Consider the following 25,126-nt stretch of genomic DNA (forward strand, 5'->3'; position numbering starts at 1 on the left):
AACATGGTGGGCGGGGCCGCCAGTGCTCTGCCCACTCATATGGCGGCTTGCTGCCCGCTCTGAAGCAAATCGAACCTCATCGTCCTTCAGGAGATCATCGCCTTGACCTGCGCCGTATCCGCAAACTCAATCAGCTCGACGATCTTTCCATCCTGAAATCTGAACAGGTCCAAGAGCTCGGTGCTGAACGTCTTGCCAGTTGGATGGTAGCGGACGTCAAGGCGGGAATGGACCGCGACGCGATCACCGTCGACCAGCTCGGCCAGGATTTTGCGGTTTTCGAAGCCGAAGTTCTTGATCAATTCACCGAAAACCCCTCGTAGGGCTGGGTGACCCTGCACGCTTCCTGCCAGTTCGAGCGTGCTCTTGTCGCCCTTCAAAGTGAATGCGCCCTCGGGATGAAAGGTCGTCACCAAGCCCTCGACGTCATCGTCGCCGCGCGCGGCGTAGGCGTGCCGGATCGTTGCGAGCATGTCTTCGCGCTGTGCCATGTTACCCTCCCTACAACGTATCAGGCAGACTAGCGACCTTTGCGTGTAAACGCAAAACCATCGCGGGTAGTGCGAGGGCTCCAGCGCGCCGAAGCAGCATCGTTCGTTTTCGTTCCCCGATACTGCAAGAAAACGGCGGCGAGCACCGGCGAACCTTTTCACGACCCCAGGTGTTTGTAGCTGCGGCAGGACTGACAACGCTGAGGGAGCTGAGCTATGAACGGTATCATCTATATCATCGGGCTGATCGTCGTGATTGCTGCGGTGCTCTCGTTCTTCGGCCTGCGCTGATGATGGATTGGGCGCAGCGAGGCCGTGAGGCGTCGCCGGCAAAGCCTTCGACGCCTCACCCCGCCACCACCCACACCATCACCGGCAGCGTCGTCGCCGCCAGCAGCGCGCCCAGCGCCACTGCGCCCAACGCCGGTTTCACCCGCCGCTGATACTGCACGGCGAAGATGTACGCATTCGCACCGGACGGCATCGCCGCGAACAGCACGATGGCGTCGGCGGCGATCGGCGGCAGGCCCAGCAGTTTGGCCAGCATGAACGGATATTTCGGTGACAGTGCACGAAACTGCACAACATCGGGCGAGATCGATCTTGTCACCGCCCGCGGTCACCTAACTACGCGAGCCGCCTGAGTTTCCCGGAAAGTCTGCTCCTGAACGCTTATATCAAGCCGCGCGATCGAATTGTGAGCCTGCGTTCGGCTGGACAAATTCGCCATTTGGAGTAGCCTTTTCAGACACAGCAACATGTTGGCGGAGGTTCTCCGTGGAACATCGCGGCGTAAGCTTCTCGGTCGTTGAGATGAGCTACCCGGCCGGTTGGAAGTGGACTGTCGGAAAGGGCCGAACAGTGTCGGTCGGTGTCTGTGCGACGAGGCTCGACGCGATCCGCCAGGCTCAGACCTTCATCGACGCGATCATGGACTGGGCTGCCTAAGCTAAAGTCAGAATACTCGCTCTCGATTGGTCATGCCGAGCACCGTAAACCAGCAGCTGAGTTTCTGTCGGCGCGGCGCATTACGGTGACAGTGCACCAAACCCCGATTCCGTAGGGGCGTCCCATTAGACCACTGGCGACGACCGATTTTCTGGACTGTCACCGTACAGTGGCTGCCTCGCGTCTGGGGCAATATCCCGAGATCAGCCAACATCGACAACCTTTGGAGCCTGGGCAATGATCTCAGCCGAATACTGCCGCCTTATGGCCCGCTACAACACTTGGCAGAACGCCTCTTTGGTAACGGCCGCCGACCGGCTGACCGATGAGGATCGCTGGAAGGAGCGAGGGGCGTTCTTCCGGTCGATTGCAGCTACGTTGAACCATCTCTATTGGGCTGATGCCTTGATACTGGAGCGGCTGAAAGGGAACGTGCGTCCAGAGCAAACCATCAAGCACTCCCTCGCAAATCCCTCGGATTGGGAGGCCTTCAAGGCGCTCCGCTTGCAACGGAACGAGGAAATCGAAGCGTGGTCAGCGCGATTGCGCGACGCGGACCTGAACGGGATGCTTGTTTGGAATCCCGGGGACGGTGCAACTCGAATCGAGAAGCCAAAGATGCTGGTTGCTATTCAACTCTTCAATCACCAGACCCACCATCGAGGTCAGGTGCACGCGATGTTGACGGCAGCGGGTGCAGACCCAGAGCCGACTGACCTTCATCTTCTGGCGTAGCGCGAGGACGCTTCATCCATCTCGCAGGTCAGGAGATCATCGCCTTGATCTGCGCCGTATCCGCAAACTCGATCAGCTCCGCGATCTTGCCATCCTGAAATGTGAACAGGTCCACGATCTCGGTGCTGACTGCTTTGCCGGTCGGGTGGTATCGCACGGTGACGCGGGAGTGGACGGCGACGCGATCGCCGTCGACCAGCTCGGCGAGGATCTCGCGGCCTTCGAAGCCGAAGCCTTCGGTGAATTGACGGAAAGCTTCGCGCAGGATCGGGTGGCCCTGCATGCGTCCCGTCAATTCGAGCGCGCTCTTGTCACCCATCAGGGTGAATGCGCCCTCGGGATGAAAGGCCGTCACCAGACTATCGGTGTCGCCGCCGTCGCGCGCTGCGTAGCCGGCCCTGATCAATGCGATCATGTCTTCGCGGTTTGCCATGTGCCCCCTCCCTGCAATGTGTATCGGGGCAGCCTAGCGACCTTTGCGTGCAAAGGCAAAGTGATTGCAATCGTGCTGCGATTGCTCAGCGTGGCGCGATCCAGGCCCGTTAGCTGGCTGTACAGCGACACCGCCTGAGCGCACGCCTCGTCCTTCGAGACGGCTGCTTCGCAGCCTCAGCAGCACGGTTGCGCATCGAAATTGCTGCCACGCACGCCGTCCTCATCCTGAGGCCCGCGAAGCGGGCATCTCGAAGGATGCGCCCCTACGATCCCAGCTCGATGATCCGGCGCGCCATGCGCACATTGGCATAGTCGATCATCTTGCCGTCCAGCGTCACCGCGCCCTGTCCCAGCGCCTCGGCCTGCTCCATGGCTTCGACGATCCGCCGCGCCTGGGCCAGCTCCTCGGCCGAGGGCGTGAACGCGCGCAGCGTCGGGTTGATCTGGTCGGGATGGATCACCTGCTTGCCGTCAAAGCCCATCGCCGCGGCCTTTTGCGCGCTGGCCTCGGTCAGTCCAGCATCGCGGAACGCGCCGCAGGGGCCATCGATCGCGCGCAGGCCGTGCGCGCGAGCGGCGACCAGCAGGCGCATCATCGGATAGGCGAACAGGTCGAGCGGCGCGGCGGCGTAGCCGCTTTGCGCTGATCCGACGTGGCGGTAGCCGTCCGGCGAGATGCCGATGTCGGAGGTGCGGGCGCCGAGCGAGGCTGCGAGGTCGCCGACGCCGAGATGCAGCGCGGCCACGCTGTCGTCGCAAGCGGCGAGCGCGTCGACATTGACGAGGCCGAGCGCGGTCTCGATGAGCAGCTCAAGCGCAACAGGTGCGGCCCGATCGGGCGCGGCCGCGTGCAGCTGACCGGCGATGGCAACGATGTCACTCAACCGCTCCGCCTTCGGCACGATCAAAGCATCCAGCCGGGGCAGGGCCGCCAGGTTACGGATCTCCTCTGCGATGAACGGGCTGTCGACGGCATTGAGCCTGACCGCGACGTGCTTGCTGCCCCAGTCGAGCGCGGACAGCGCGCGAGCGGCTTCCGCCAGCGCAACGCCCTTCTCGGCGGGCGGCACGGCGTCCTCGAGGTCCATGAACACCCCATCCGCCGATGATGCCGCCGCCTTGGCGACGACACGGGCGCGATGCGCGGGAACGGCGAGATAGGCCCGCGTAGGGCGCTGCGAGGCCATCGTCACGTTCCCTCGCGGATGCCGAGTTCGCCGAGGATCGACGCGTTGTGCTCGCCGACGTCAGGCACCGGATCCATCCGCGGCGTCACGCCGGGAATGGTGAGCGCGGGCAGGAAGCTCATCAAAGGTCCGCACGGCGATCCCACGCTTTGCACCCGCGCGCGGGCATGAAGCTGCTCGTGCTTCAGGAACGCCTCGACCGAGTTCAGATGCGCGTTCGCGATCGCGGCCTCATCCAGCAGCCGCAGCACCTCCTCGCTGGTCATGGCTGCAAAGCGCTGCTCGATATGCGCTTGCAGCTCGTCGCGGTTCTGCATGCGCAGCGGATTGGTGCGGAACTTCGGATGGTCGGCGAAGCCGGCATCGCCAAGCACGATCCGGCACAGCGACCGCCATTCCCGGTCGTTCTGGATGCCGAAGAAGATCGTGTTGCCGTCGCCGACGCGGAACGGGCCGTAAGGCGCGATCGTCGCATGCTTTGCGCCGGTACGTGGCAACGGCCGGCCGGTGCTTTGCGTGTAGAACGCGGGATAGCTCATCCAGTCCGTGATGGAATCGAACAGCGAGGCCTGGAAGGCCGTGCCCTTGCCGGTGCGCTCGCGGGCGTACAGCGCCATCAGCACGCCGTTCAGGATGTACATGCCGGTGGCGATATCGACGACGGATAGCCCCACCTTGGCCGGCTCCGCCTCGGTGCCGTTGATGGCGAGCACGCCGGCCTCGCACTGCACCAAGAGATCATAGGCCTTCTTGTCGCTGTAGGGGCCATCAGTGCCATAGCCGGAGACGTCGCAGGCGATGAGGCGCGGGTACTTGCGCAGCAGCGAAGCGGCATCGAGGCCGAGCCGCTCCGCCGCGCCGGGCGCGAGGTTCTGGATGAACACATCCGCCCGCGGCAGCAGGGCGTCGAGCACCTTGCGGCCCTCGGGGCTCTTGATGTCGATGGCGAGGCTTTCCTTGGAGCGGTTGGTCCAGACGAACTGGCTCGACATGCCGTTCATGACGTGATCGTAGTCGCGGCAGAAATCGCCGCTGCCCGGCCGCTCGATCTTGATCACCCGCGCGCCCCAATCGGCGAGGTGCCGGCTCGCCAGCGGCGCCGCGATCGCCTGCTCCAGCGAAACCACCGTCACACCCGACAGCGGCAGCTCCGCTTCATTCCCCGTCATGTGATTGTCCTCCTCGTGTGCGCTTTTCGACCAGCGCAGGAGACAGGCCGGCCACCCCACGCGCATCTTCTTGAGGGTGACATGATGCCCCTGTTTTGCCCGACAAGTCAAATTTGGCTTCGAAAAATCCTAAAATTTGGCGACCTGAGTGTTTGCAATGACTTGGCTACTGTGCATGGGGTTGTTTTCGCACTTTTGTGTTTTGGGGCCGACAGCGGCGCCTTCGTTTCCTTTCCCGGAACTGCCGAGGTCCCTGACCTGTTGCCGAGAGCGCACACGTGCCGGCTTTCGCACTTGCCCTCGGTTGCCAACGAACCGCCGTTCACCCACTATTCGCGCTGACTCGTGATGTGGGGGGATCGATGCCGGCGTTTCGCTTCAAGTCCTTTGCAAAGCTCTTGGCCGTTGCAAGCCTCGTGCTTGCCCTGGCCATCCTGGCGCTGCCGCGCGCCGGCTTCGCCTACACCCAGGAGGAGCAGCAGGCCTGCACGCCGGACGCGATGCGGCTGTGCGGCGAGTTCGTCCCGAACGTCGATGCCATCACCGCCTGCATGATCAAGAAGAAGGCGCAGCTCTCGCCGCAATGCGCGGTGTTCTTCCGCCGCGGACCGGCGCCGCGCGAGCAGCGCGCCGGCAAGCCGACCCAGATCGCGCCCAAGGCTGCGAAGAAGACCGCCAAGCCGGCGCCGAAGAAGAAATCCAGCCAAGGCTGAGCGCCCAGCGACCAAGGCTGAGCGTCCAGCAGCGCGTTCCGGTTTGAAACTCCGCCGAAGGCGCGCAATCGGGCGCCTTCCTCGTTCCGGCCCTGACTTCGGCTTCGCGACAGATTGCGGACTCGTTTTGTTCGCACGGCGCCGGAAGGCTTGCATCGATTGACGGGCGTGCGCCCTGAAAAGCAAGCGAGCGGCAGGTTTGCGCGGCAAGGTTGCATTCCGCTTTTGTCCCGCGCAATGCTCAAAAAACGCACAGACGCGCGCACGAGCGGCATTTCGATGCGGCCCGTGTCTCCGTCCTGCGAAGCAGTGTGACTCAAAAGCCAACACGTCTTGTTATTTCGTGGCTGTCGCGCAGCTCCCGACAAATTTTTCTTTCACGAATCAGCGCGCTGATTCATTTTCGCGGCCTGGGGTCAATCTGGAGGCGGAAGGTATGAACGTCATTGTTTTTGCATCACGTAAAGGCGGTTCGGGCAAGAGTACCCTCGCCGCGCATCTCGCCGCGCAGATCAAGGCGAGCAAGCAGGTCATGCTGGTTGACGCCGATCCGCAGGGCTCCCTGACGCTGTGGCACAAGCTCCGCGGCACCAACGAGCCGCCGATCAAGGCTGCCGTCAACTCCGTCAGCGGCATCGTCTCCGCGGCCAAGCGCGACGGTTATGAATGGGTGTTGATCGACACGCCGCCGAACCTGTCGGCCGTCGTCGACGACGCGATCAAGAACGCCACCATGGTGGTCATCCCGGCGCGTCCCGGCGTGTTCGACGTCAACGCCGTGCAGGAAACCATCCAGATGTGCCGCGCGGCGCGCAAGCCCTACGCGGTCGTGCTCAACGGTGCCCCGGCCAAGCGTGACGAAGCCGAAAGCCCGATCGTCACCATCGCCCGCGAAGCACTGGCGAAATTCCGCGCTCCGGTGTGGGGCGGCCAGATCACCAATCGTTCGGATTTGTTGATGGCGCTCAGCCACGGCGAAGGCGCGCGCGAATATCAGGCCGAAAGCCGTGCGGCTCAGGAAATCGCAAGACTGTGGGCGGCGATCGAGCGTTCGGTCAAGGCTATCCGCGGCACCGCGTCGGCCTCCGGCGCAATGCACAAGCAGGCAGCTTAATTTTCATTGATCATGTCGAACGGCGAAAAACGCGCGGGAAGTCCGCGCGTTTTGCGTTTCTGATTTCGCTCACGCCACCATCAGCATGTAGAACACGATGACCGGCGACAGGGTCAGGATTACCGACCAGATGCCGACGGCCCAGAGAATGTCCTCGGTGCTGAAGCCCTGCTGTTCGGCGTCGAAATGCGACGCCATTTCATTCTGACTATTCACAAACGCCCCCGCGATTTCTTCGCTTATGGACGTCAGTGATAGCAGCGATGTTTTAAGATCCGGATCGCATCTGCCCGTGCATTTTGAACACAGGTGCTACCACGGATTAACCATCCCGCGCGCGCAGCTTCAGCCGACCAGCCAGACGCGAAACAGCAGCACCGGCATCAGGCCGAGCATCACGGCCCAGAACCCGAACGACGAGACGACGAGAATTCCCTTCAAGAGATCGGCGGGCGCGAACTGGCTCGCGGCCGTAGGCCGGGTGCGATACCCCATGGTCATTTCCCCTTCGGTAACTTTGGACAGAACGATAGGCGCAGTCACGTAAACGAGACGTGGATACGGATTGCGGCAGCTGCGAAGGCCGTTGGGGCGCGGTTAACCACGGTGCGATCCGTCGTTCCCACCGCCGTCATTCCGGGGCGCGCGTAGCGCGAACCCGGAATCCATTCATCCACCAACTCCGCCGCGCAATGGATTCCGGGTTCGCGACTTCGTCGCGCCCCGGAATGACATGTGAGTGACGCGAAGAAGCGGCGCGCTACGCCGCGATCGTCACCCGTCGCTCGATCTCGCGATCGATCGTTGCCGCGAGCTCGCTGCTCACTTCCACCATCGGCAGGCGCACCTCCGGGCTGTCGATCAGGCCGGATCGCCACAGCCAATACTTCGCCGGCGCGGGGCTCGGCTCGGCGAACAACAGCCGCGTCAGCTCGGCGACCTCGTGCCAGCGCGCCAGCGCTGCATCGTGGTTGCCGCGCTTGTGCTCGCTATAGATTGCCGCGAAGGTCGCGGTCTCGACATGGGCTGAGAGCACGATGCCGCCGTCGGCGCCGTCACTGAGCGCCTCGAAGTAATTGGCGTCCTCGCCGGTGAGCACGCGAAAGCCCTTCGGCCGGTCGCGCAAGAGCGCGATCGATTGCTCCCGGCTCGCGCCGCAATCCTTCAGGCCGACGATGTTCTTGTGCTCGGCAAGGCGCAGCATGGTCTGGTTGGTGATGTTGACGGCGCAGCGATAGGGAATGTTGTAGAGCGCGATCGGCCATGCCGCGTGGTCGGCGAGCGCCTCGAAATGCGCCAGCAGGCCGCGCTGCGACGGCCGCACATAATAGGGACTGGCGATCAGGTAACCGTCGATCGGCCAGTCCGCGGTCTCGTCGAGGCGCTCTTGCAGACGCGAGGTGTCCGCACCGGACAGTCCGAGGCAGATCGGCAAGTTGCGGCCGGCGGTCGCCATCTCCTCGCGCACCACGGCGACGAGACGTTCGAGCTCGGCCGCGCGCAGTGTCATGCCTTCACCGGAGGTCGCGCCCAGGATGAGGCCGTCGATGCCGTGCGCGCAATAGTGCCGGGTCAGCCGCCGCAGCGACCTCTCGTCCAGCGCGCCGTCCTGGAACGGCGTCACCAGCGGCAACCACAGCCCGTGCAATTGGTCTCGTAGTCCGGTCATGTTTCCATCTCCTTCTCGGGAAAAATGCCTGAGACGGAGGCACATGAAAAAACCCCGTCCAGGCGGCGGGGTTTTCGGGATTGGCTCGGGATGACGACGTCAGCTTAGCGCGCGCAATATTCCGAGGCCCCGGGATGGGGGCCTTTTTTCGAAACGATTGCGCACGACTTCGTGATCATGGGCGAATGATGCGGGGTATGCGCGGAACTGTCAACACACGCGGAGAGCGAAGCACATTTTGACGAAAAAAAGCCGGACCCGAGGGCCCGGCTTAGGTATTGGCCACGTGAGGCCGACACAATCACCTTCCAAGAGGGATTACTGAACTCCCGCGCCACTGGAGGAGGGGGACAAATGCGCAACGCGAAGGCTCAGCGTGCAAACATTATGGGCTTGCCGAGTGCCTTGCAGCAACAGCCGAGGCCGCATGTCAGTCATGCGGAAATCAGGACGGCCAGCGTTGCGCCTTGCTCACCACGAAGTCACGGAACACCTGCACGCGCGCGACCGTCTTCAACTCCTCGGGATAGACGAAGTAGGTGTCGAGCTGGATCGAATCCGACTCGCCGAACAGCTGCACGAGCTTGCTCTGCTCCTCGACCAGGTAATCGGGCAGCGCGGCGATGCCGAGGCCCTGCGCGCAGGCGCGCACGAGACCGAGGATGTTGTTGACCTTGAAATAGGCTTCGCGCGGACCCGAGCCATTGCGCCCGGCTTCGATCAGCCAGTTGCGGTTCTGCAGGTGCGGCGCGAAGTTGCCGTCCGAGAGCGTGATGATGCGGTGGGAGTCGAGCTCCTCCAGCGTGCGCGGCGTGCCGAAGCGCTTGATGTATTCCGGCGAGCAATAGGCGTGGAAGCCCATCGCGAACAGCTTGCGCTGGATCAGATCCGGCTGCGTCGGCTTGCGGGTGCGGATCGCGACGTCAGCCTCGCGCATCGACAGATCGAGCTCCTCGTCGGTGACGATCAGCGAGATGCGGATCTCCGGATAGAGCGCGGTGAATTCGCCGAGCCGCGGGATCAGCCAGTTGATGCCGACGCCGGGCGTGGTGGTGATCTTGAGATCGCCGCTCGGCCGCTCGCGGCTGTCGGTCAGCTTGGCGCGCGCCGCCTGCAGCTGCATGAACACGTCATGCGCCGTGCGGAACAACAGGTCGCCCTGCTCGGTAAGGATCAGGCCCCGGGCGTGGCGGTGGAACAGCGAGACCGAGAGCTCCTGCTCCAGCGCCGAGACCTGGCGCGACACCGCCGATTGCGACAGGCCAAGCTGCTCGCCCGCATGCGTGAAGCTGCCTGCTTCCGCCGCGGCGTGAAACACCTTCAGCTTGTCCCAGTCCATATCCGTAAATCCGTCGCGTGTTCGGGGCATGATTCTATTCCGCTGCCGCGCGCTCGCTGGCGCGAAGGGCCAAGAAACGTTCGGCTTCGAGTGCGGCCATGCAGCCGAGGCCGGCGGCCGTCACGGCCTGGCGATAGGTTTCGTCGGCGACGTCGCCGGCGGCGAACAGGCCGGGCATCGAGGTCGCGGTCGAGTTCGGGGCGACCTCGATATAGCCGGAGGGTTTCAGCTTGACCTGATCCTTGACGAGCTCGGTCGCCGGCGCATGCCCGATGGCGATGAAGATGCCGTCGGCCTTGACGTCCGTGAGCGCGCCGGTCTTGACGTTCTTGAGCCGGACATGGGTGACCTTGTTGGGGTTCTCGGTGCCGCAGATCTCGTCGACCGCGGCGTCCCAGATCACCTTGATCTTCGGATGCTTGAACAGGCGCTCCTGCAGGATGCGCTCGGCCCGGAAATGATCGCGACGATGCACGATCGTGACCTGCGAGGCATGGTTGGTGAGGTACAGGGCTTCCTCGACCGCGGTGTTACCGCCGCCGACCACGATCACCTCCTTGCCACGGTAGAAGAAGCCGTCGCAGGTGGCGCAGGCCGACACGCCGCCACCCTGGAACTTGGCTTCCGACGGCAGCCCGAGCCAGCGCGCCTGCGCGCCGGTAGCCAGGATCACGGTCTCGGCGAGATAGACGTCGCCAGAGTCGCAGGTGAGGCGGAACGGCCGCTGCGCCGTCTCCAGCTTGGTGACCAGGTCGGAGACGATCTTGGTGCCGACATGGACCGCCTGCTTCTCCATCTGCTCCATCAGCCAGGGGCCCTGGATCACGTCGGCGAAGCCTGGATAGTTCTCGACGTCGGTCGTGATGGTGAGCTGGCCGCCGGGCTGGATGCCCTGGATCAGGATCGGCTCAAGCATCGCGCGCGCGGCGTAGATCGCGGCGGTGTAGCCAGCCGGGCCGGAGCCGATGATGACGACCTTTGCATGAACAGGAGCGGACATTTCGATGGACGCCTTTCACGGGGGATTTGCAGCGCGGGCGCGCAATGTGCCGGGAGGCCTAGCGGAGGCGCTGAAATATCAGAGCTAATCTAAGCAATCTGGCGAGCCATGCAAGAATTGCATTCCCTATCGGCGGATTTTTCCAACAGGGAACAAAAGTCGATTGCGCTGCACGCGCAATAAAATTGCGCCGGCGGTGCGGATTGGGCTATGAGGATTTCGACAAGTCACCCAATACCGCCGCAAAGGCCAGGAGTTCCAATCACGTGTCGCGGAACCTAGACGAGATCGACCTGAAAATTCTTACCGAGATTCAGGCCGACGGTCGAATCACCAATGTCGAGCTGGCCAAGCGCGTCGGCATCTCGCCGCCCCCCTGTCTGCGCCGCGTCCGGGCGCTGGAGGAGGAGGGTTACATCCACGGCTATCGCGGCCTCCTGGACGCACGCAAGCTGGGCTTCGACGTCACCGTTTTCGCCGCCGTGCACCTGTCCAGCCAGGCCGAAGCGGATTTGCGCGCGTTCGAGGAGTTCGTCCGCGCCGAGCCCCTGGTGCGGGAATGCTGGATGCTGTCCGGCGAGGTCGATTTCATCCTGAAATGCGTCGCTCCCGACATGGCGACTTTCCAGGATTTCGTCACGCATCTGACGGCGGCACCGCATGTCCGCAACGTGCGCACGTCATTGGTGCTGCACAATTCGAAGTACGAGGCGGCCGTGCCGCTCGAGGTGAAGGGACGACGGTAGGGTCTTCTCCCTCTCCCCGTTCTTACGGGGAGAGGTGAAGACCAGTCCACGGTCCTCTCCGTCATTGCGAGCGGAGCGAAGCGATCCAGAGTCTTTCCGCAGAGGCAGTCCGGATTGCTTCGCTCCGCTCGCAATGATGTGTGGTGAGGACGTGTGTCCCGGCACAACTCCAGCAACACACCAAAAAGGCCGCACACTGCGCGGCCTTTTCGAAATGTCAGCAGACGCAGCGGCAAGTCCTTACCGCCACTCCACCTTGGTGATCTCGTACGCCTTGGCGCCGCCCGGCGTGTTGACCTCGACCGTGGCGCCCTTCTTCTTGCCGATCAATGCGCGTGCGAGCGGCGAGGTGATCGAGATCCGGCCCTTCTTGGCGTCCGCCTCGACCTCGCCGACGATCTGCCACACCGTCTTCTTCTCGGTGTCCTCATCGACCAGCGTCACGGTGGCGCCGAACTTGATGGTGTCGCCGGAGAGCTTGGAGATGTCGATGATGTCGGCGCGCGCGAGCTTGTCCTCGAGCTCGGCGATGCGACCCTCATTGTGCGACTGCTCTTCCTTCGCGGCATGATACTCCGCGTTCTCCGACAGGTCTCCGTGCGAGCGCGCCTCCGCGATATGCTCGATGATCCGCGGACGGTCCACGGACTGGCGCTGCTTCAATTCTTCCCCGAGCGCGACAAAGCCGGCCTGGGTCATCGGAACCTTTTCCATCGTCTCTCTCGTCCTTCGATCGTGCGCCCCAGAATGCGGATGGGCGCCGCAACCTTAATTCGTCAGTCCTCCAGAGCCCAAAGAGGGGCTGCCGGACCTTGACAGATATGGGCTTTAGCGCCGGAACAGAACTGCCACCTGGCCGGACAGTTCCTCCGGCCATTGTGGCTTCATTGCCAATCACTTAGCGGAAGCTTCGCTGCCGCTAGCGATCAGGTTTCCGAAAAGTAGCTCTGCAGGGTACGAACCTCAAGGTCCCCGCCCAAATAGGCGCGGATGCCCTGCGCGGCCGCCACGGCCCCGGAAAGAGTGGTGTAATATGGCACTTTATGCAAGAGGGCCGCGCGCCGCAGCGAGCGGCTGTCGGCCAGCGCCTGCGGGCCTTCGGTGGTGTTGAAGACGAGCTGGACGTCGCCATTGGTGATGGCATCGACGATGTGCGGCCGCCCCTCCAGCACCTTGTTCACCTTCTCGGTCGGGATGCCCTGGTCGGTCAGGAAGCGCGCCGTGCCCGAGGTCGCCAGCACCTTGAAGCCGAGCGAATGCAATTCGCGCACGGCATCCGCGATGCGCGTCTTGTCGCTTTCGCGCACCGAGACGAACACAGTGCCCTTGCGCGGCACCCGCGTGCCGCCGCCGAGCTGACTCTTGGCGAAGGCGACCGCAAACGAGCGGTCGATCCCCATGACCTCGCCGGTCGAGCGCATCTCGGGGCCGAGCACGGTATCGACGCCGGGGAAGCGTGCGAACGGGAAGACCGATTCCTTGACGCCGACGTGCTTGAGCGCCGCCTTCTTCAGCTTGAAATCGGCAAGCTTCTCGCCGGCCATGATGCGCGCGGCGATCTTGGCGACCGGCGTGCCGACCACCTTGGCGACGAACGGCACGGTGCGCGAGGCACGCGGATTGACCTCGAGCACGTAGATTTCGCCGTCCTTGATGGCGTATTGCACGTTCATCAGGCCAATGACGTCGAGGCCGAGCGCGAGCTCGCGGGTCTGCCGTTCCAGCTCCTCGATCATTTCCGCATCGAGCGAGTGCGGCGGCAGCGAGCAGGCGCTGTCGCCGGAATGGATGCCGGCTTCCTCGATGTGCTCCATGATGCCGACGATGAAAGTGTCCTTGCCGTCGCACAGGCAGTCGACGTCGATTTCCGTGGCATCCGACAGATAGCGGTCGAACAGCAGCGGGTTCTTGCCGAGCACGGTGTTGATCTGGCCGGTCTTGTCGTTCGGATAGCGCGCCTTGACGTCGGCCGGCACCAGCTCCGGCAGCGTGCCGAGCAAATAATCATTGAGCTGGTTCTCCTCGCGGATGATCTGCATCGCGCGGCCGCCGAGCACGTAGGACGGGCGCACCACCAGCGGCAGGCCGAGATCGGCGGAGACGAGGCGGGCCTGCTCGACCGAATAGGCGATGCCGTTCTTCGGTTGCTTGAGGCGGAGCTTGTCGAGCACGCGCTTGAAGCGGTCGCGGTCCTCGGCGAGGTCGATGGCGTCGGGTGAGGTGCCGAGAATCGGCACTTCGGCGGCTTCCAGCGCACGCGCCAGCTTCAGCGGGGTCTGGCCGCCGAACTGCACGATCACGCCGTGCAGGGTGCCGTTGCTGCGCTCCTTGGCGATGATCTCCAGCACGTCCTCGGCGGTGAGCGGCTCGAAATAGAGCCGGTCGGCTGTGTCGTAGTCGGTCGACACCGTTTCCGGATTGCAGTTGACCATGATGGATTCGTAGCCGGCGTCATGCAGCGCGAAGCAGGCGTGACAGCAGCAATAGTCGAACTCGATGCCCTGGCCGATGCGGTTGGGACCGCCGCCGAGAATGATGACCTTCTTCTTGTCGGACGGCGCGCTCTCGTCCGCGGGCAGGCCGGCGAACGGCGCCTCATAGGTCGAGTACATGTAGGCGGTGGGCGAGGCGAACTCGGCCGCGCAGGTGTCGATGCGCTTGTACACCGGGTGGACGCCGAGCGCGTGGCGCTTCGCCTTGACCTCGGCCTCCGTCGTCTCGGCGAGCACGGCGAGCCGCGCGTCGGAGAAGCCCATGGCCTTCAGCGTGCGCATGCCGAAGGCGTTACCCGGCAGGCCGTTCTTCCTGACCTTCTCCTCCATCTCGACGATGCCGCGCATCTCGGCGAGGAACCACGGATCGATCTTGCAGGAGTTGAAGATGTCCTCGTTCGACCAGCCGAGCCGCATGGCCTGGGCGACCTGGAGGATGCGGTTCGGCGTCGGAGTGCCGAGCGCGGCGCGGATCGCGTTCTTGTCGTCGTCGCGGCCGAGGCCCTCGATCTCGATCTCGTCGAGGCCGGTCAATCCCGTCTCGAGCCCGCGCAGCGCCTTTTGCAGGCTTTCCTGGAAGGTGCGGCCGATCGCCATGACCTCGCCGACCGATTTCATCGAGGTGGTCAGCGTGGTCGAGGCGCCCGGGAATTTCTCGAAGGCAAAACGCGGCACCTTGGTGACAACGTAGTCGATGGTCGGCTCGAATGACGCCGGCGTGGCACCGCCGGTGATGTCATTGGCGATCTCGTCGAGCGTGTAGCCGACCGCGAGCTTGGCGGCGACCTTGGCGATCGGAAAGCCGGTGGCTTTCGAGGCCAGCGCGGAGGAGCGCGACACGCGCGGATTCATCTCGATGACGACCATGCGGCCGTCTTCGGGATTGACGCCGAACTGAACGTTGGAGCCGCCGGTCTCGACCCCGATCTCGCGCAGCACCGCCAGCGAGGCGTCGCGCATGATCTGATATTCCTTGTCGGTCAGCGTCAGCGCCGGCGCGACCGTGATGGAATCGCCGGTGTGCACGCCCATCGGATCGAGGTTCTCGATCGAGCAGACGATGATGCAATTGTCTTTCTTGTCGCGCACCACCTCCATCTCGTACTCTTTCCAGCCGAGCACGGACTCCTCGATCAGCACTTCGTTGGTGGGAGACGCGTCAAGGCCGCGCTCGATGATGTCGAGGAACTCTTCCTTGTTGTAGGCGATGCCGCCGCCGGTGCCACCCATCGTGAAGGAGGGGCGGATGATCGCGGGCAGGCCGATCTCGGACAGCGCCATCATGGCCTGGCCGAAGGCGTATTCCTGGTAGCGCTTGCGACGCTCGCTCTCGCCGAGCGTCCATTGCCGGTCGAGCTCTTCGAGCGCGGCGCCCGACAGCTTCTCGCGTTCGGCCTGGTATTTCTCGCGGAACGACTTCTTCAGCTCGGAGGCGTTGGCGAGCCGAGACTTCGGCGTCTCGAGCCCGATCTTGGTCATGGCCTCGCGGAACAGCTGGCGGTCTTCGGCCTTGTCGATGGCGTCGGCGGTGGCGCCGATCATCTCGACGTCGAACTTCTCCAGCGTGCCCTGGCGGCGCAGCGACAGCGCGCAGTTCAGCGCGGTCTGGCCGCCCATGGTCGGCAGCAGCGCGAAGCCGCCGGGGACGACGTGACGTTCCTTCTCGATGATCTTGGCGACGATCTCGGGCGTGATCGGCTCGATATAGGTCGCATCCGCCAATTCCGGGTCGGTCATGATGGTGGCCGGGTTGGAATTGACGAGGACGATGCGATAGCCCTCTTCCTTCAGCGTCTTCACCGCCTGCGTGCCCGAATAGTCGAACTCGCAGGCCTGGCCGATCACGATGGGACCGGCGCCGATGATCAGGATGGTCGAGATGTCGGTTCGTTTGGGCATCACCGCTCACGGGCTGGGATCTGGGCACAAAAAAAGGGCGCGCTTGCCGCGCGTCCCCATTTGGCGAGAGCGCGGGGTCTCCCTCGCGCGCGGGTGGGTCTTAAACCAGTTTTTGGAGCGGCGAAACCCCGAAAAACGCCCATCAACCGCCAATTTTCAGGGGTTTGACGGTGCGTTGCCGGCATCGTCGGGGCGGGCGGGCAGTCCGTCTCCGCTTCCGCTAGGCTCCAGCTACGCCGGACACGCTTCGCCCCTTCGGGTCTTGCGTGGCTGCGCCACGCGTAGCCCCGCACGGGCGAAGCGTGGAGACCCGGCCTGGATTTGAACCAGGATGAAGAGCGATGCACCGCCCCCGCGTAGACATTTCCGCCACCGGGCCATCAGGATTATTCCCGATCGGCGTGCGCCAGGCCACCTCAGCTGATCGTTATGCTTAACGGACCAGAGGCGGCCTCGCGATGAAGGTCATGCGCCCGCGGTTGTGCCCGATATTGCTGTGGGCGCGCTGGACCGCGAAGCCCGCCGCCTTCAGCTTGGCCGTGATCTCGTCCTCGCTGTAGCGCTGCAGTCCGATCTTCGAGCGCAGCTGGCGATAATCCGACAGCGCGGTGCTGATCAGCCCGATCAGCGCGTCCTTCAGAAAGCCGTGACGCAGGCCGAACCCGAGCAGCGCCATCACATCCCTGACCATGCCGACATTGGGCTGTAGAATGTCGCCCAGCACCAGCTTGCCGGAAGGTTTCAGGATGCGGCGGATGTTCAATAGCGCCGCATCGAGCTCGTCCGGTGTCATGTATTGTGCGACCGAGTTCATCACGACGAGATCGATCGACTGATCCTGCATCTTGCGGACGTCCTCGAGCGAGCGGACGCGGATCTTGGTGTTTGGGGCAAACCGAGCGATCAGCCGGCCGCGCACGCCCGGCGCGGGCTCGGCCAGGATCAGCATGCCGCAGGCTGCCGCCACCTGGCTCGCCGACAGCGCTTCGCCGCAGGCATAGTCCAGCACCGTCGCATCGGGCGAGGGGATGTAGCCGATGATGTCCCGCGCAATGATCTGGAAGTGCAAGTCGCGATGCAGCTTGCTGACATAGATCGTATGCGTGGAGTCGTAATAATCGATCCAATCGTCCATTGGTATCCCGCCCAGGGGTTCCTATCTAGGAACCGCGCTGCCCACCTTGCGTTAGGGGTGCGGCGGCGCGCCGTCAATGTCCGCGTCCTAACAGGAAGGTCTCCCGTGAGCAAAACCAACAACAAGGTCTCGCCCGAACTCGATACCCCCACGGATCTGTCGCCCGACGGGGTCAAGAAAGTCTCTGAGGCGCTCAACGTGCTTCTGGCCGACGCCTTCGCGCTTTATCTGAAGACCAAGAATTTCCACTGGCACATCAGCGGGCGCCACTTCCGCGATTACCACCTGCTGCTCGACGAGCAGTCCGACCAGATCTTCGCCACCACCGACCAGCTCGCCGAGCGCGTCCGCAAGATCGGCGGCACCACGCTGAAGTCGATCGGCCAGGTCGCAAAGCTCCAGACCATCAAGGACAACAACGAGGACTACGTCCCGCCGCGCGAGATGCTGCGCGAGCTGATGCAGGACAACAAGCACGTCGCAGCCGCGATGCGCAAGGCGCACGACGTCTGCGACGAGGCCGGCGACGTCGCCAGCGCCAGCATTTTGGAGAACTTCATCGACGAGACCGAGCGCCGGACCTGGTTCCTGTTCGAAGCGACGAGGCAGGAGGGCGCCAACGAGGCGTAACGGGATGCGTAGGTGGGTTAGCCTCGCAGAAGCGCGAAGCGCATCTGCAAGGCGTAACCCACCACTGTCTCTGTCCGCGGAAACAGAAGAGGTGGGTTACGCCTTCGGCTAACCCACCCTACTGCACCACGCGTGTGGCTACCGCCACAGCCGCATCAGCGCGCCGTCCTTCCCGGTCACGGGATCAGCCGGCGGCAGCGCCACTTGCGGAATCGTCTTCAGCGCTTTCGCATGGTTCTCCGGCGTTGCGCGCGTGATCTCCATTTTTGCGCCTGGCGGATAGGCGCCGATCACGCAAAAATCATCGCTCGCCTTGATGCGTTGATGTCCGGTGCCGGCGGGCAGGATCGCAACGTCGCCGGCCTTGATGTCCAGCTCCTGGCCGTGATCGCCGCCGAAACGCACGCGGGCGCTGCCGCGCGCGACGCCGAGCACCTCATGCACCGTCGCATGATAATGCAGATAATCGTAGACGCCGTTGCGCCACGTCCCGCCCCAGCCGTTCGCTTCGAACAGGTTTTCGATGGTCTCTTCCGGGTGTCCCGGATCGAGCTTCACCGCGCCCTGGTAAACCAGGAACGGAAGGATGTTGTTCGGCACGAGCCCGTCATCCTCGAACACGATGGCGAGCGGCTCGGCCTTGTCGCGGACGACGGACATGGCTTTGCTCCTGCGCAAGAATAGCAGGGATCAACCAAACGCGTGCGGCGACGTTCCTCGTTCCACCGTCATTCCGGGGCGACGCGCAGCGTCGAGCTATGATGCGCAATTGCGCATCAGAGAATCCATGGCGCTGCAGAGTCTGTTGCCAGATGAATTTCCGGGCTCGCGCTACGCGCGCCCCGGAATGACGAAAAAGTCCGGGCGAGCCCGGACTTTTGTGGTGACGTATTCGGGGAGAACGCGCCTTACGCCCTCTTCCTCTGCCGCATCAGATCCGCGAAGCGCTGGAACAGGTAATGCGAGTCGCGCGGGCCGGGTGAGGCCTCGGGGTGATATTGCACGGAGAATACCGGCTTGCCGTCGAGCTGGATGCCGCAGTTGGACCCATCAAACAAGGAAATGTGGGTCTGCGTCGCGCCCTTCGGCAGCGTCGTCTCGTCCACGGCAAAGCCGTGGTTCATCGAGGTGATCTCGACCTTGCCGGTGGTCTCGTCCTTCACCGGGTGATTGGCCCCGTGATGGCCCTGATGCATCTTCTTGGTCTTGGCGCCGACGGCAAGGCCCAGCATCTGGTGGCCGAGGCAGATGCCGAAGGTCGGCGTGCCCGACTTGATCACGTCGCGGATCACGGGCACGGCGTATTTGCCGGTCGCGGCCGGATCGCCTGGACCGTTGGACAGGAACACGCCGTCGGGCTTCATTGCCAGGATGTCTTCGGACGACGTCGTTGCCGGCACCACCGTCACCTTGCAGCCGACGCCGGCGAGCAGGCGCAGGATGTTGCGCTTGATGCCGTAGTCGATGGCGACGACGTTGAACTCGGGCTTGTCCTGCCTGCCAAACCCCTTGTCCCAGGCCCAGGGCGTCTCGTCCCAGGTGAAGCGCTGGCCGCTCGTCACCATCGGCACGAGGTCCATGCCTTCGAGCCCCGGCCACTCGCGCGCTTCCTCCTTGAGGCCGTGCAGGTCGAACTCGCCAGACTTCGAGTGCGCGATCACGGCGTTGGGCATGCCCTTGGAGCGGATCAGCGCGGTCAGCGCGCGGGTGTCGATGCCAGAGAGGCCGATGATGCCGCGCGCCCTAAGCCAGGCATCGAGATGCTTGGTGGCGCGGTAGTTCGAGGGATCGGTGATCGCGGTGCGCAGGATCACGCCGCGCGCGCCGGGCGTCGCGGCCATGTTCACCGTCTCGATGTCGTCCTCATTGGTGCCGACATTGCCGATATGCGGGAAGGTGAAGGTTATGAGCTGGCCGGCATAGGAGGGATCGGTCAGGATCTCCTCATAGCCGGTCATTGCGGTGTTGAAGCAGACCTCGCCGACGGCGTGGCCCTCGGCGCCGAGACCAAAGCCCTCCAGCACCGTGCCGTCGGCAAGCACGAGGAGCGCGGTCGGTTTGTGGTCCGGCCAGGCGGGATCGTTGTCATGTTGTGTCATGAGCCCGCTTCATAAGCCCCCCGCGTGTGCACGTCAAAGCGAGAGAGGGCCGATTCACATGCGTTTTTGCATATTTGACAGGCCTCCTCCCGCCCTTAAGCTCGGCCGCACAATTTCCGGCAATTTCCTGGGCTTGCGAGGCAATAATGGACCAGACCACCCCCATTGTGCTGGTTCCGGGGCTGGCGTCCTCGGCCCGGATCTATGCGCCCGTGATCCCTGCGCTCTGGCGTTTCGGGCCGGTGACGGTCGCCAACCACATCCGCGACGACAGCATGGCGGCGATCGCCCGCCGCATCCTCGCCGAGGCACCGCCGCGCTTCGCCCTCGCCGGCCATTCCATGGGTGGCTACATCGCGTTCGAGATCATGCGCCAGGCCGGCGAGCGCGTGACAAAGCTTGCGCTGATCAACACGCAGGCGCGGCCCGACACGCCGGAGGCCACCGCACGCCGCCGTGGCCTGATGGCGCGCGCCAGACGCGGCGAGCTGCGTGCCGTGCGCGAGGAGAGCTTTCCGGAGCTCGTGCATCCGTCGCGGCGTGATGACGCCGAGATTCTCAGGCTCGTGCATGCGCAGGACGAGGACGTCGGCGTCGAAGGCTATCTGCGGCAGCAGACCGCGATCATCGCACGGGCGGATTCGCGCCCCTTGCTGGCGACGATCACATGCCCGACGCTGGTGCTGACGGGCGATACCGACAACTCCATCCCCAACGCCTTCTCAAAGGAAATGGCCGAGGGGATTGCCGGCGCCAGGCTCGTGATCCTCGATCGCTGCGGGCACCTGCCGCAAGCCGAACAGCCGGAAGCGACGGTGCGCGCGCTGACCGAATGGCTCGCTAGCTAAGCACTCACCCGCAGTAGGCGGCCTTGGTCCATAGCGGCAGGAGGAAGAAGCCAACCGCGGCAATATCCACCGCGTAAAGTATGCGCCGGGTTTTCGTGGAGACCGGATTCGTCGAGAATTCGCCCTCGTAGACCACGAGCGGATCGAACCTTGGCTCCCAGCCGAGCTTGTAGGTCAGCAGGGATATGAAGTCGTAGGCCGGCAGGTACAGCAGAAGGACCAGAAAGAGGCCGTTCGCCGCGATCGCGAGCCAGGACGTTCCGGTTTCTCCGGTGAAGGCCGGAAGCGAGCCGCAGGTGTAGGGCCCGAAACGGCTTGCCCAGAGCACCACGAGGCAGACTGCCAACATGGCGAGATGCTTTCCGGTCTTCATCCAAGCACCTATATTGACCCGACATCTTGTTGTAGACCACGAGTCTTTCCGGACTATTTCCAAACGAGGCGATCATGCTGCGCGACGACATCAACAATGCGGTCAAGGAGGCCATGAAGGCCAAGGACGAGCGCAAGCTGTCCACGCTGCGCATGGTCAACTCGACCATCAAGAACGCCGACATCGACGCGCGCGGCAGCGGCAAGCCGCCGCTGTCGGACGCCGACATCCTCGCGGTGCTGCAGAAGATGATCAAGCAGCGCCAGGAGGCGGTCGAGCTCTACGACAAGGGCGGCCGCGCCGAGCTTGCCGCGCAGGAGCGCGAGGAGATCGCGGTGATCTCGGCGTATCTGCCGAAGCAGATGTCCGAGGACGACGTGAAGAAGGCGATCGCGGATGCGATCGCCGAGACGGGCGCTGCCGGCATGAAGGACATGGGCAAGGTGATCGCCGCGCTGCGCGCGAAATACGCCGGGCAGATGGATTTCGGCAAGGCGTCTGGTCTCGTGAAGGCTGCGCTGTCGGGCTGAGCTGTCATTCCGGGGCGTGCGGAGCACGAACCCGGAATCCATCGGGCTTCCGACTCCGTTGCGAAATGGATTCCGGGCTCGCGCTACGCGCGCCCCGGAATGACAACAAGAACAAGGGGAGGCAACCGATGACCGCCATCAATCCGTTCCGCATCGCCATCGGCGACGACATCCTCGCCGACCTGAAGTCACGCCTCGCTCGCACGCGCTGGCCCGATGCCGAATTGGTCGACGACTGGAGCCAGGGCGCGCCGCTGAAATGGATCCAGGAGATCTGCACCTATTGGGCCAACGAGTACGACTGGCGCTCGCGCGAGGCAAAGCTCAATCGCTTCTCGCAGTTCACCACGGGGATCGACGGGCTCGACATCCACTTCATCCACGCGCGTGCGAAGGAGCCTTCGGCGCTTCCGTTGATCATCACCCACGGCTGGCCCGGCTCCATCGTCGAGTTCCAGAAGGTGATCGCGCCGCTCACCGATCCAGCCGCGCATGGCGGCAATCCCGCCGACGCCTTTCACGTGATCTGCCCTTCGCTGCCTGGGTTCGGCTTCTCGGGCAAGCCAAGGACCACCGGCTGGGGCGTCGATCGCATCGCCGCGACCTGGGCCAAGCTGATGGACCGGCTGGGTTACGCGCGCTATGGCGCGCAAGGCGGCGACTGGGGCTCGGCGGTGACGACTTCGCTCGGCGCGCAGGACGCTGAGCACTGCGCCGGCATCCACATCACGCTCGCCTTCAACGCGGCGCCGAAGGTCGAGGGCGACCCGACGGCAGAGGAGAAGCGGGCGCTGGCCGGCCTCAAGCATTATGTCGATCTCGATTCCGGCTACTCCAAGCAGCAATCGACGCGGCCGCAGACGCTCGGCTATGGCCTGACGGATTCGCCGAGCGGGCAGGCGGCCTGGATCCTGGAAAAATTCTGCGCCTGGACCGATTGCAACGGACACCCCGAAAACATCTTCAGCAAGGACGAGCTGCTCGACAACGTCATGCTCTATTGGGCGACGCAGACGGCGACCTCGTCGGCGCGGCTCTATTGGGAGAGCTTTGGCAAGCGCCGCACCACGCCGGTGGTGAAGGTGCCGACGGGTGTCGCGGTGTTCCCCAAGGAGATCGTCACGCCGGTGCGGCGCTGGATGGAGCCGAACTTCCATGACATCACGCATTGGAGTGAGATGGAGAAGGGCGGTCACTTCGCCGCCTTCGAGCAGCCGGAGCTGTTCGTGCGCGATGTCCGGAAGTTTTTTGCGACGGTGCGGTGAGTCTCCGCCGTCATTCCGGGGCGACGCGTCAGCGTCGAACCCGGAATCCATCAAGCGGCATTTCCTGTGGCCCGATGGATTCCGGGCTCGCCCTTCGGGCGCCCCGGAATGATGGCGAGGGACTTGTCCCGTGCGCCCGCGGCCCTAGACTGAACGATAATAACAAGACACCGGAAACGACCATACCATGCTGACCGAAGCCGCAACCTACGACGAGCTCGTCCGCAACTTCCGTTGGGATATCCCCGCGCGCTTCAACATCGCGGAAGCGTGCTGCGATCGCTACGCCGACGGCACCGGCCGGCTTGCGCTGATCTATGTCGACGACACCGGCGCCACCAGCCGCACCACCTTCGATGAGGTCGCGGAGATGTCGCGCCGCTTCGCCAATGTGCTGAAGGCGGACGGGCTGGTGCGGGGCGACCGCGTCGCGGTGTTCCTGTCGCAGTCGCTGGAATTGCCGATCGTGCACATGGCGGCGTTTCGCTCTGCCCTGATCTCGATCCCGCTGTTCGCCCTGTTCGGCGAGGACGCGCTGGAATTCCGTCTGTCGAATTCGCAAGCCAAGGCGATCGTCACCGACGAAGCCGGCTGGGAGAAGCTGGCGAAGATCCGCGACCGCCTGCCGGAGCTGAGGAACGTCTACGTCGTGGGCGGTCGCGCGGTCGCCGGCACGACATCGTTTTGGGATGCGGTGAAGGCCGCTTCGCCCGACTTTACGCGCGCGGATACCTCGGCCGACGATCCCGCGCTGATCATCTACACCTCGGGCACGACGGGTAACCCGAAGGGCGCGCTGCATGCGCATCGCGTCGTGCTCGGCCATCTGCCGAATGTGGAGATGTGCCACAACTTCTTGCCCAGGCCCGGCGATCTCATGTGGACGCCGGCGGATTGGGCCTGGATCGGCGGGCTCATCAACGGTCTGCTCGCGTTCTGGTACCACGGCATTCCCCTGGTCGGCCATCGCGCGCGAAAATTCGAGCCGCAGGCGGCGATGCAGATGATGGCCGATCTTGCGGTCCGCAACGTCTTCCTGCCGCCGACGGCCCTGAAGCTGATGCGGCAGGCCGGCGTCAAGCATTCCGGCGTCAAGCTGCGCAGCATCTTCACCGGCGGCGAGTCTCTCGGGGGTGAATTGCTCGGCTGGGTGCGCGAGACGTTTGGTGTCGACGCGCATGAGGTGTTCGGCCAGACCGAGTGCAACCTTGTGATCGGCAGCAACGCGAACCTGTTTCCGATCCGTCCGGGTGCGATGGGCAAGGCGACGCCGGGCTTCGATGTCCGCATCGTCAACGACAAGGGCGAGGAATTGCCGCGGGGGCAGCGCGGCATCATCGGCGTGCGCCAACCGTGCCCCGTCACCATGCTCGAATATTGGCGGAATCCGGAGGCGACCGCGAAGAAATATGCCGGCGATTTCCTGCTCACCGGCGATCTCGGCGTGCAGGACGAGGACGGCTATTTCTGGTACGTCAGCCGCGAGGACGACGTCATCACCACCGCCGGCTACCGCGTCGGCCCCTCCGAGATCGAACACACGCTGATGAAACATCCGTCCGTGGCCATGGCTGCGGTGGTCGGCATTCCCGATCCGATCCGCACCGAATCGATCAAGGCCTGGATCGTGCTGCGTCCGGGCTTTGCCAGCAGTGACGCGCTGGCGCGCGAGATTCAGGACTTCGTCAAGGTGCAGCTCGCCGCGCACGAATATCCGCGCTTCGTCGAATTCACGGAGACGCTGCCGATGACGGCGACCGGCAAGGTGCTGCGCCGCGAGCTGCGGGCGAGAGGCTAGCTTCCAATCATGTTAAAGACGTCTCAAGCCGCGGGGCTTCACCGCGCCTCGCTTGCAAAGCTGCACGAGCTCGATACGGCGCTGGAGCTCATGTATTACGGCTGGCGCGGCATGACGCTTGAGGCCGACACATATCTGGCCAAGCAGGGCCTGTCGCGTCCGCACCATCGCATCCTCTACGTGGTGGCACGCCGACCCGACATCGCCATCGGCGCGCTGATCGAGATCCTCGGCATTTCCAAGCAGGCCCTCAACCGTCCGCTCAATCTGCTGCTGGAGCGCAAGCTCCTGACCTCAAAGCGCGCGCCGGAGCAGCACCGCTCGAAATTGCTGCGCCTGACGGAAGCGGGGCGGCGCATCGAGCAACGCGCCTCGGACCACGAGCGCCAGGTCATGCGCGAGGCGTTCGCGCGCGTCGGGGCGAGCGGTGCGGCAGGATGGATCGGCGTGATGGAGGCGATCGCCGACAACAACTGACCGAAATCTCAAGTCAACATAATTGACATGAGGC

General features: G+C 63.9%; 26 protein-coding genes. 10 read left to right on the forward strand and 16 right to left on the reverse strand.

Annotated elements, in window-relative coordinates:
* Positions 1 to 86: 86 nt before the first annotated feature.
* Together I6F17_RS28275 and I6F17_RS28280 are read right to left on the reverse strand one after the other, a co-directional pair.
* Positions 87 to 491 (reverse strand): nuclear transport factor 2 family protein, encoded by a 405-nt coding sequence (locus I6F17_RS28275; protein ID WP_036040132.1) that lies wholly within the window; start codon positions 489 to 491, stop codon positions 87 to 89.
* Positions 492 to 837: 346 nt separating this feature from the next.
* Positions 838 to 1,101, reverse strand: coding sequence for an AEC family transporter (locus I6F17_RS28280; RefSeq protein WP_244431381.1), 264 nt, complete (start codon positions 1,099 to 1,101; stop codon positions 838 to 840).
* A gap of 575 nt (positions 1,102 to 1,676) precedes the next feature.
* On the opposite strand from I6F17_RS28280, the gene I6F17_RS28285 reads away from it, so the two are divergent.
* Positions 1,677 to 2,174, forward strand: a complete 498-nt coding sequence (locus I6F17_RS28285) for a DinB family protein (RefSeq protein ID WP_225131635.1) — start codon at positions 1,677 to 1,679, stop codon at positions 2,172 to 2,174.
* 28 nt (positions 2,175 to 2,202) lie between these two features.
* On the opposite strand, the gene I6F17_RS28290 is transcribed toward I6F17_RS28285, so the two are convergent.
* The 3 genes from I6F17_RS28290 to I6F17_RS28300 form a co-directional block, all read right to left on the reverse strand.
* Positions 2,203 to 2,607 (reverse strand): nuclear transport factor 2 family protein, encoded by a 405-nt coding sequence (locus tag I6F17_RS28290; RefSeq protein WP_036040138.1) that lies wholly within the window; start codon positions 2,605 to 2,607, stop codon positions 2,203 to 2,205.
* A gap of 265 nt (positions 2,608 to 2,872) precedes the next feature.
* Complete coding sequence (locus I6F17_RS28295; RefSeq protein WP_225131636.1) at positions 2,873 to 3,796, reverse strand: CoA ester lyase; 924 nt, start codon at positions 3,794 to 3,796, stop codon at positions 2,873 to 2,875.
* Positions 3,797 to 3,798: 2 nt separating this feature from the next.
* Positions 3,799 to 4,965 (reverse strand): CaiB/BaiF CoA-transferase family protein, encoded by a 1,167-nt coding sequence (locus tag I6F17_RS28300; protein ID WP_036040150.1) that lies wholly within the window; start codon positions 4,963 to 4,965, stop codon positions 3,799 to 3,801.
* A 362-nt stretch (positions 4,966 to 5,327) separates the two neighbouring features.
* Here I6F17_RS28300 and I6F17_RS28305 point away from each other — a divergent pair, with 362 nt between their 5' ends.
* Together I6F17_RS28305 and I6F17_RS28310 are read left to right on the forward strand one after the other, a co-directional pair.
* Complete coding sequence (locus I6F17_RS28305; protein ID WP_036040142.1) at positions 5,328 to 5,678, forward strand: hypothetical protein; 351 nt, start codon at positions 5,328 to 5,330, stop codon at positions 5,676 to 5,678.
* A gap of 436 nt (positions 5,679 to 6,114) precedes the next feature.
* Complete coding sequence (locus tag I6F17_RS28310) at positions 6,115 to 6,792, forward strand: ParA family protein (RefSeq protein WP_025032179.1); 678 nt, start codon at positions 6,115 to 6,117, stop codon at positions 6,790 to 6,792.
* A gap of 69 nt (positions 6,793 to 6,861) precedes the next feature.
* Here the strand turns inward: I6F17_RS28310 and I6F17_RS37810 are convergent, their stop codons facing one another.
* The 5 genes from I6F17_RS37810 to trxB form a co-directional block, all read right to left on the reverse strand.
* Positions 6,862 to 6,990 carry a hypothetical protein gene (locus I6F17_RS37810; RefSeq protein WP_260345777.1) on the reverse strand — a complete coding sequence of 43 codons (129 nt, stop codon included), beginning with the start codon at positions 6,988 to 6,990 and terminating at the stop codon, positions 6,862 to 6,864.
* Positions 6,991 to 7,137: 147 nt separating this feature from the next.
* Positions 7,138 to 7,287 carry a hypothetical protein gene (locus I6F17_RS28315; protein ID WP_167361666.1) on the reverse strand — a complete coding sequence of 50 codons (150 nt, stop codon included), beginning with the start codon at positions 7,285 to 7,287 and terminating at the stop codon, positions 7,138 to 7,140.
* A 265-nt stretch (positions 7,288 to 7,552) separates the two neighbouring features.
* Positions 7,553 to 8,461 (reverse strand): 4-hydroxy-tetrahydrodipicolinate synthase, encoded by a 909-nt coding sequence (dapA, locus tag I6F17_RS28320; protein WP_225131637.1) that lies wholly within the window; start codon positions 8,459 to 8,461, stop codon positions 7,553 to 7,555.
* A gap of 445 nt (positions 8,462 to 8,906) precedes the next feature.
* Complete coding sequence (locus tag I6F17_RS28325; RefSeq protein WP_025032176.1) at positions 8,907 to 9,830, reverse strand: LysR family transcriptional regulator; 924 nt, start codon at positions 9,828 to 9,830, stop codon at positions 8,907 to 8,909.
* A 4-nt stretch (positions 9,831 to 9,834) separates the two neighbouring features.
* Complete coding sequence (gene trxB, locus I6F17_RS28330; RefSeq protein WP_128264079.1) at positions 9,835 to 10,800, reverse strand: thioredoxin-disulfide reductase; 966 nt, start codon at positions 10,798 to 10,800, stop codon at positions 9,835 to 9,837.
* 266 nt (positions 10,801 to 11,066) lie between these two features.
* Between trxB and I6F17_RS28335 the strand changes: the two genes are divergently transcribed.
* Positions 11,067 to 11,546 carry an Lrp/AsnC family transcriptional regulator gene (locus I6F17_RS28335; protein WP_008135853.1) on the forward strand — a complete coding sequence of 160 codons (480 nt, stop codon included), beginning with the start codon at positions 11,067 to 11,069 and terminating at the stop codon, positions 11,544 to 11,546.
* Between the two features lie 240 nt (positions 11,547 to 11,786).
* Here the strand turns inward: I6F17_RS28335 and greA are convergent, their stop codons facing one another.
* From greA to I6F17_RS28350, 3 genes are all read right to left on the reverse strand, one after another.
* Positions 11,787 to 12,260, reverse strand: coding sequence for a transcription elongation factor GreA (gene greA / locus I6F17_RS28340; RefSeq protein WP_036009537.1), 474 nt, complete (start codon positions 12,258 to 12,260; stop codon positions 11,787 to 11,789).
* 212 nt (positions 12,261 to 12,472) lie between these two features.
* Positions 12,473 to 15,937: a carbamoyl-phosphate synthase large subunit gene (gene carB, locus I6F17_RS28345; protein WP_036040157.1), complete on the reverse strand. Its 3,465-nt coding sequence runs from the start codon at positions 15,935 to 15,937 to the stop codon at positions 12,473 to 12,475.
* A gap of 433 nt (positions 15,938 to 16,370) precedes the next feature.
* Positions 16,371 to 17,072: a class I SAM-dependent methyltransferase gene (locus I6F17_RS28350; protein WP_225131639.1), complete on the reverse strand. Its 702-nt coding sequence runs from the start codon at positions 17,070 to 17,072 to the stop codon at positions 16,371 to 16,373.
* A gap of 105 nt (positions 17,073 to 17,177) precedes the next feature.
* On the opposite strand from I6F17_RS28350, the gene I6F17_RS28355 reads away from it, so the two are divergent.
* Positions 17,178 to 17,702 (forward strand): DNA starvation/stationary phase protection protein, encoded by a 525-nt coding sequence (locus I6F17_RS28355; RefSeq protein ID WP_197953398.1) that lies wholly within the window; start codon positions 17,178 to 17,180, stop codon positions 17,700 to 17,702.
* Positions 17,703 to 17,840: 138 nt separating this feature from the next.
* Here the strand turns inward: I6F17_RS28355 and I6F17_RS28360 are convergent, their stop codons facing one another.
* The gene (locus I6F17_RS28360) at positions 17,841 to 18,362 is read right to left on the reverse strand and encodes a hypothetical protein (protein WP_225131640.1); all 522 of its coding nucleotides are present in this window, start codon (positions 18,360 to 18,362) and stop codon (positions 17,841 to 17,843) included.
* Between the two features lie 248 nt (positions 18,363 to 18,610).
* Positions 18,611 to 19,801, reverse strand: a complete 1,191-nt coding sequence (gene carA / locus I6F17_RS28365; protein ID WP_225131641.1) for a glutamine-hydrolyzing carbamoyl-phosphate synthase small subunit — start codon at positions 19,799 to 19,801, stop codon at positions 18,611 to 18,613.
* Between the two features lie 146 nt (positions 19,802 to 19,947).
* Here carA and I6F17_RS28370 point away from each other — a divergent pair, with 146 nt between their 5' ends.
* Entirely contained in the window at positions 19,948 to 20,649 is a 702-nt protein-coding gene (locus tag I6F17_RS28370) for an alpha/beta fold hydrolase (RefSeq protein ID WP_225131642.1), read from the forward strand.
* Positions 20,650 to 20,653: 4 nt separating this feature from the next.
* Here I6F17_RS28370 and I6F17_RS28375 read toward each other — a convergent pair whose 3' ends face one another.
* Positions 20,654 to 21,022 (reverse strand): hypothetical protein, encoded by a 369-nt coding sequence (locus I6F17_RS28375; protein ID WP_225131643.1) that lies wholly within the window; start codon positions 21,020 to 21,022, stop codon positions 20,654 to 20,656.
* A 74-nt stretch (positions 21,023 to 21,096) separates the two neighbouring features.
* On the opposite strand from I6F17_RS28375, the gene I6F17_RS28380 reads away from it, so the two are divergent.
* The 4 genes from I6F17_RS28380 to I6F17_RS28395 all read left to right on the forward strand — a co-directional run bounded on the left by I6F17_RS28380 (position 21,097) and on the right by I6F17_RS28395 (position 25,092).
* Entirely contained in the window at positions 21,097 to 21,552 is a 456-nt protein-coding gene (locus I6F17_RS28380) for a GatB/YqeY domain-containing protein (protein WP_225131644.1), read from the forward strand.
* 128 nt (positions 21,553 to 21,680) lie between these two features.
* Positions 21,681 to 22,817: an epoxide hydrolase family protein gene (locus I6F17_RS28385; protein WP_225131645.1), complete on the forward strand. Its 1,137-nt coding sequence runs from the start codon at positions 21,681 to 21,683 to the stop codon at positions 22,815 to 22,817.
* Between the two features lie 187 nt (positions 22,818 to 23,004).
* On the forward strand, positions 23,005 to 24,615 hold the full coding sequence (locus tag I6F17_RS28390) for an acyl-CoA synthetase (RefSeq protein ID WP_225131646.1): 1,611 nt from the start codon (positions 23,005 to 23,007) through the stop codon (positions 24,613 to 24,615).
* 9 nt (positions 24,616 to 24,624) lie between these two features.
* Complete coding sequence (locus I6F17_RS28395; RefSeq protein ID WP_225131647.1) at positions 24,625 to 25,092, forward strand: MarR family transcriptional regulator; 468 nt, start codon at positions 24,625 to 24,627, stop codon at positions 25,090 to 25,092.
* Positions 25,093 to 25,126 lie beyond the last annotated feature (34 nt).

This window comes from Bradyrhizobium sp. NBAIM18 (assembly GCF_020193825.1).
GTDB classification, from domain to species: Bacteria; Pseudomonadota; Alphaproteobacteria; order Rhizobiales; family Xanthobacteraceae; genus Bradyrhizobium; species Bradyrhizobium yuanmingense.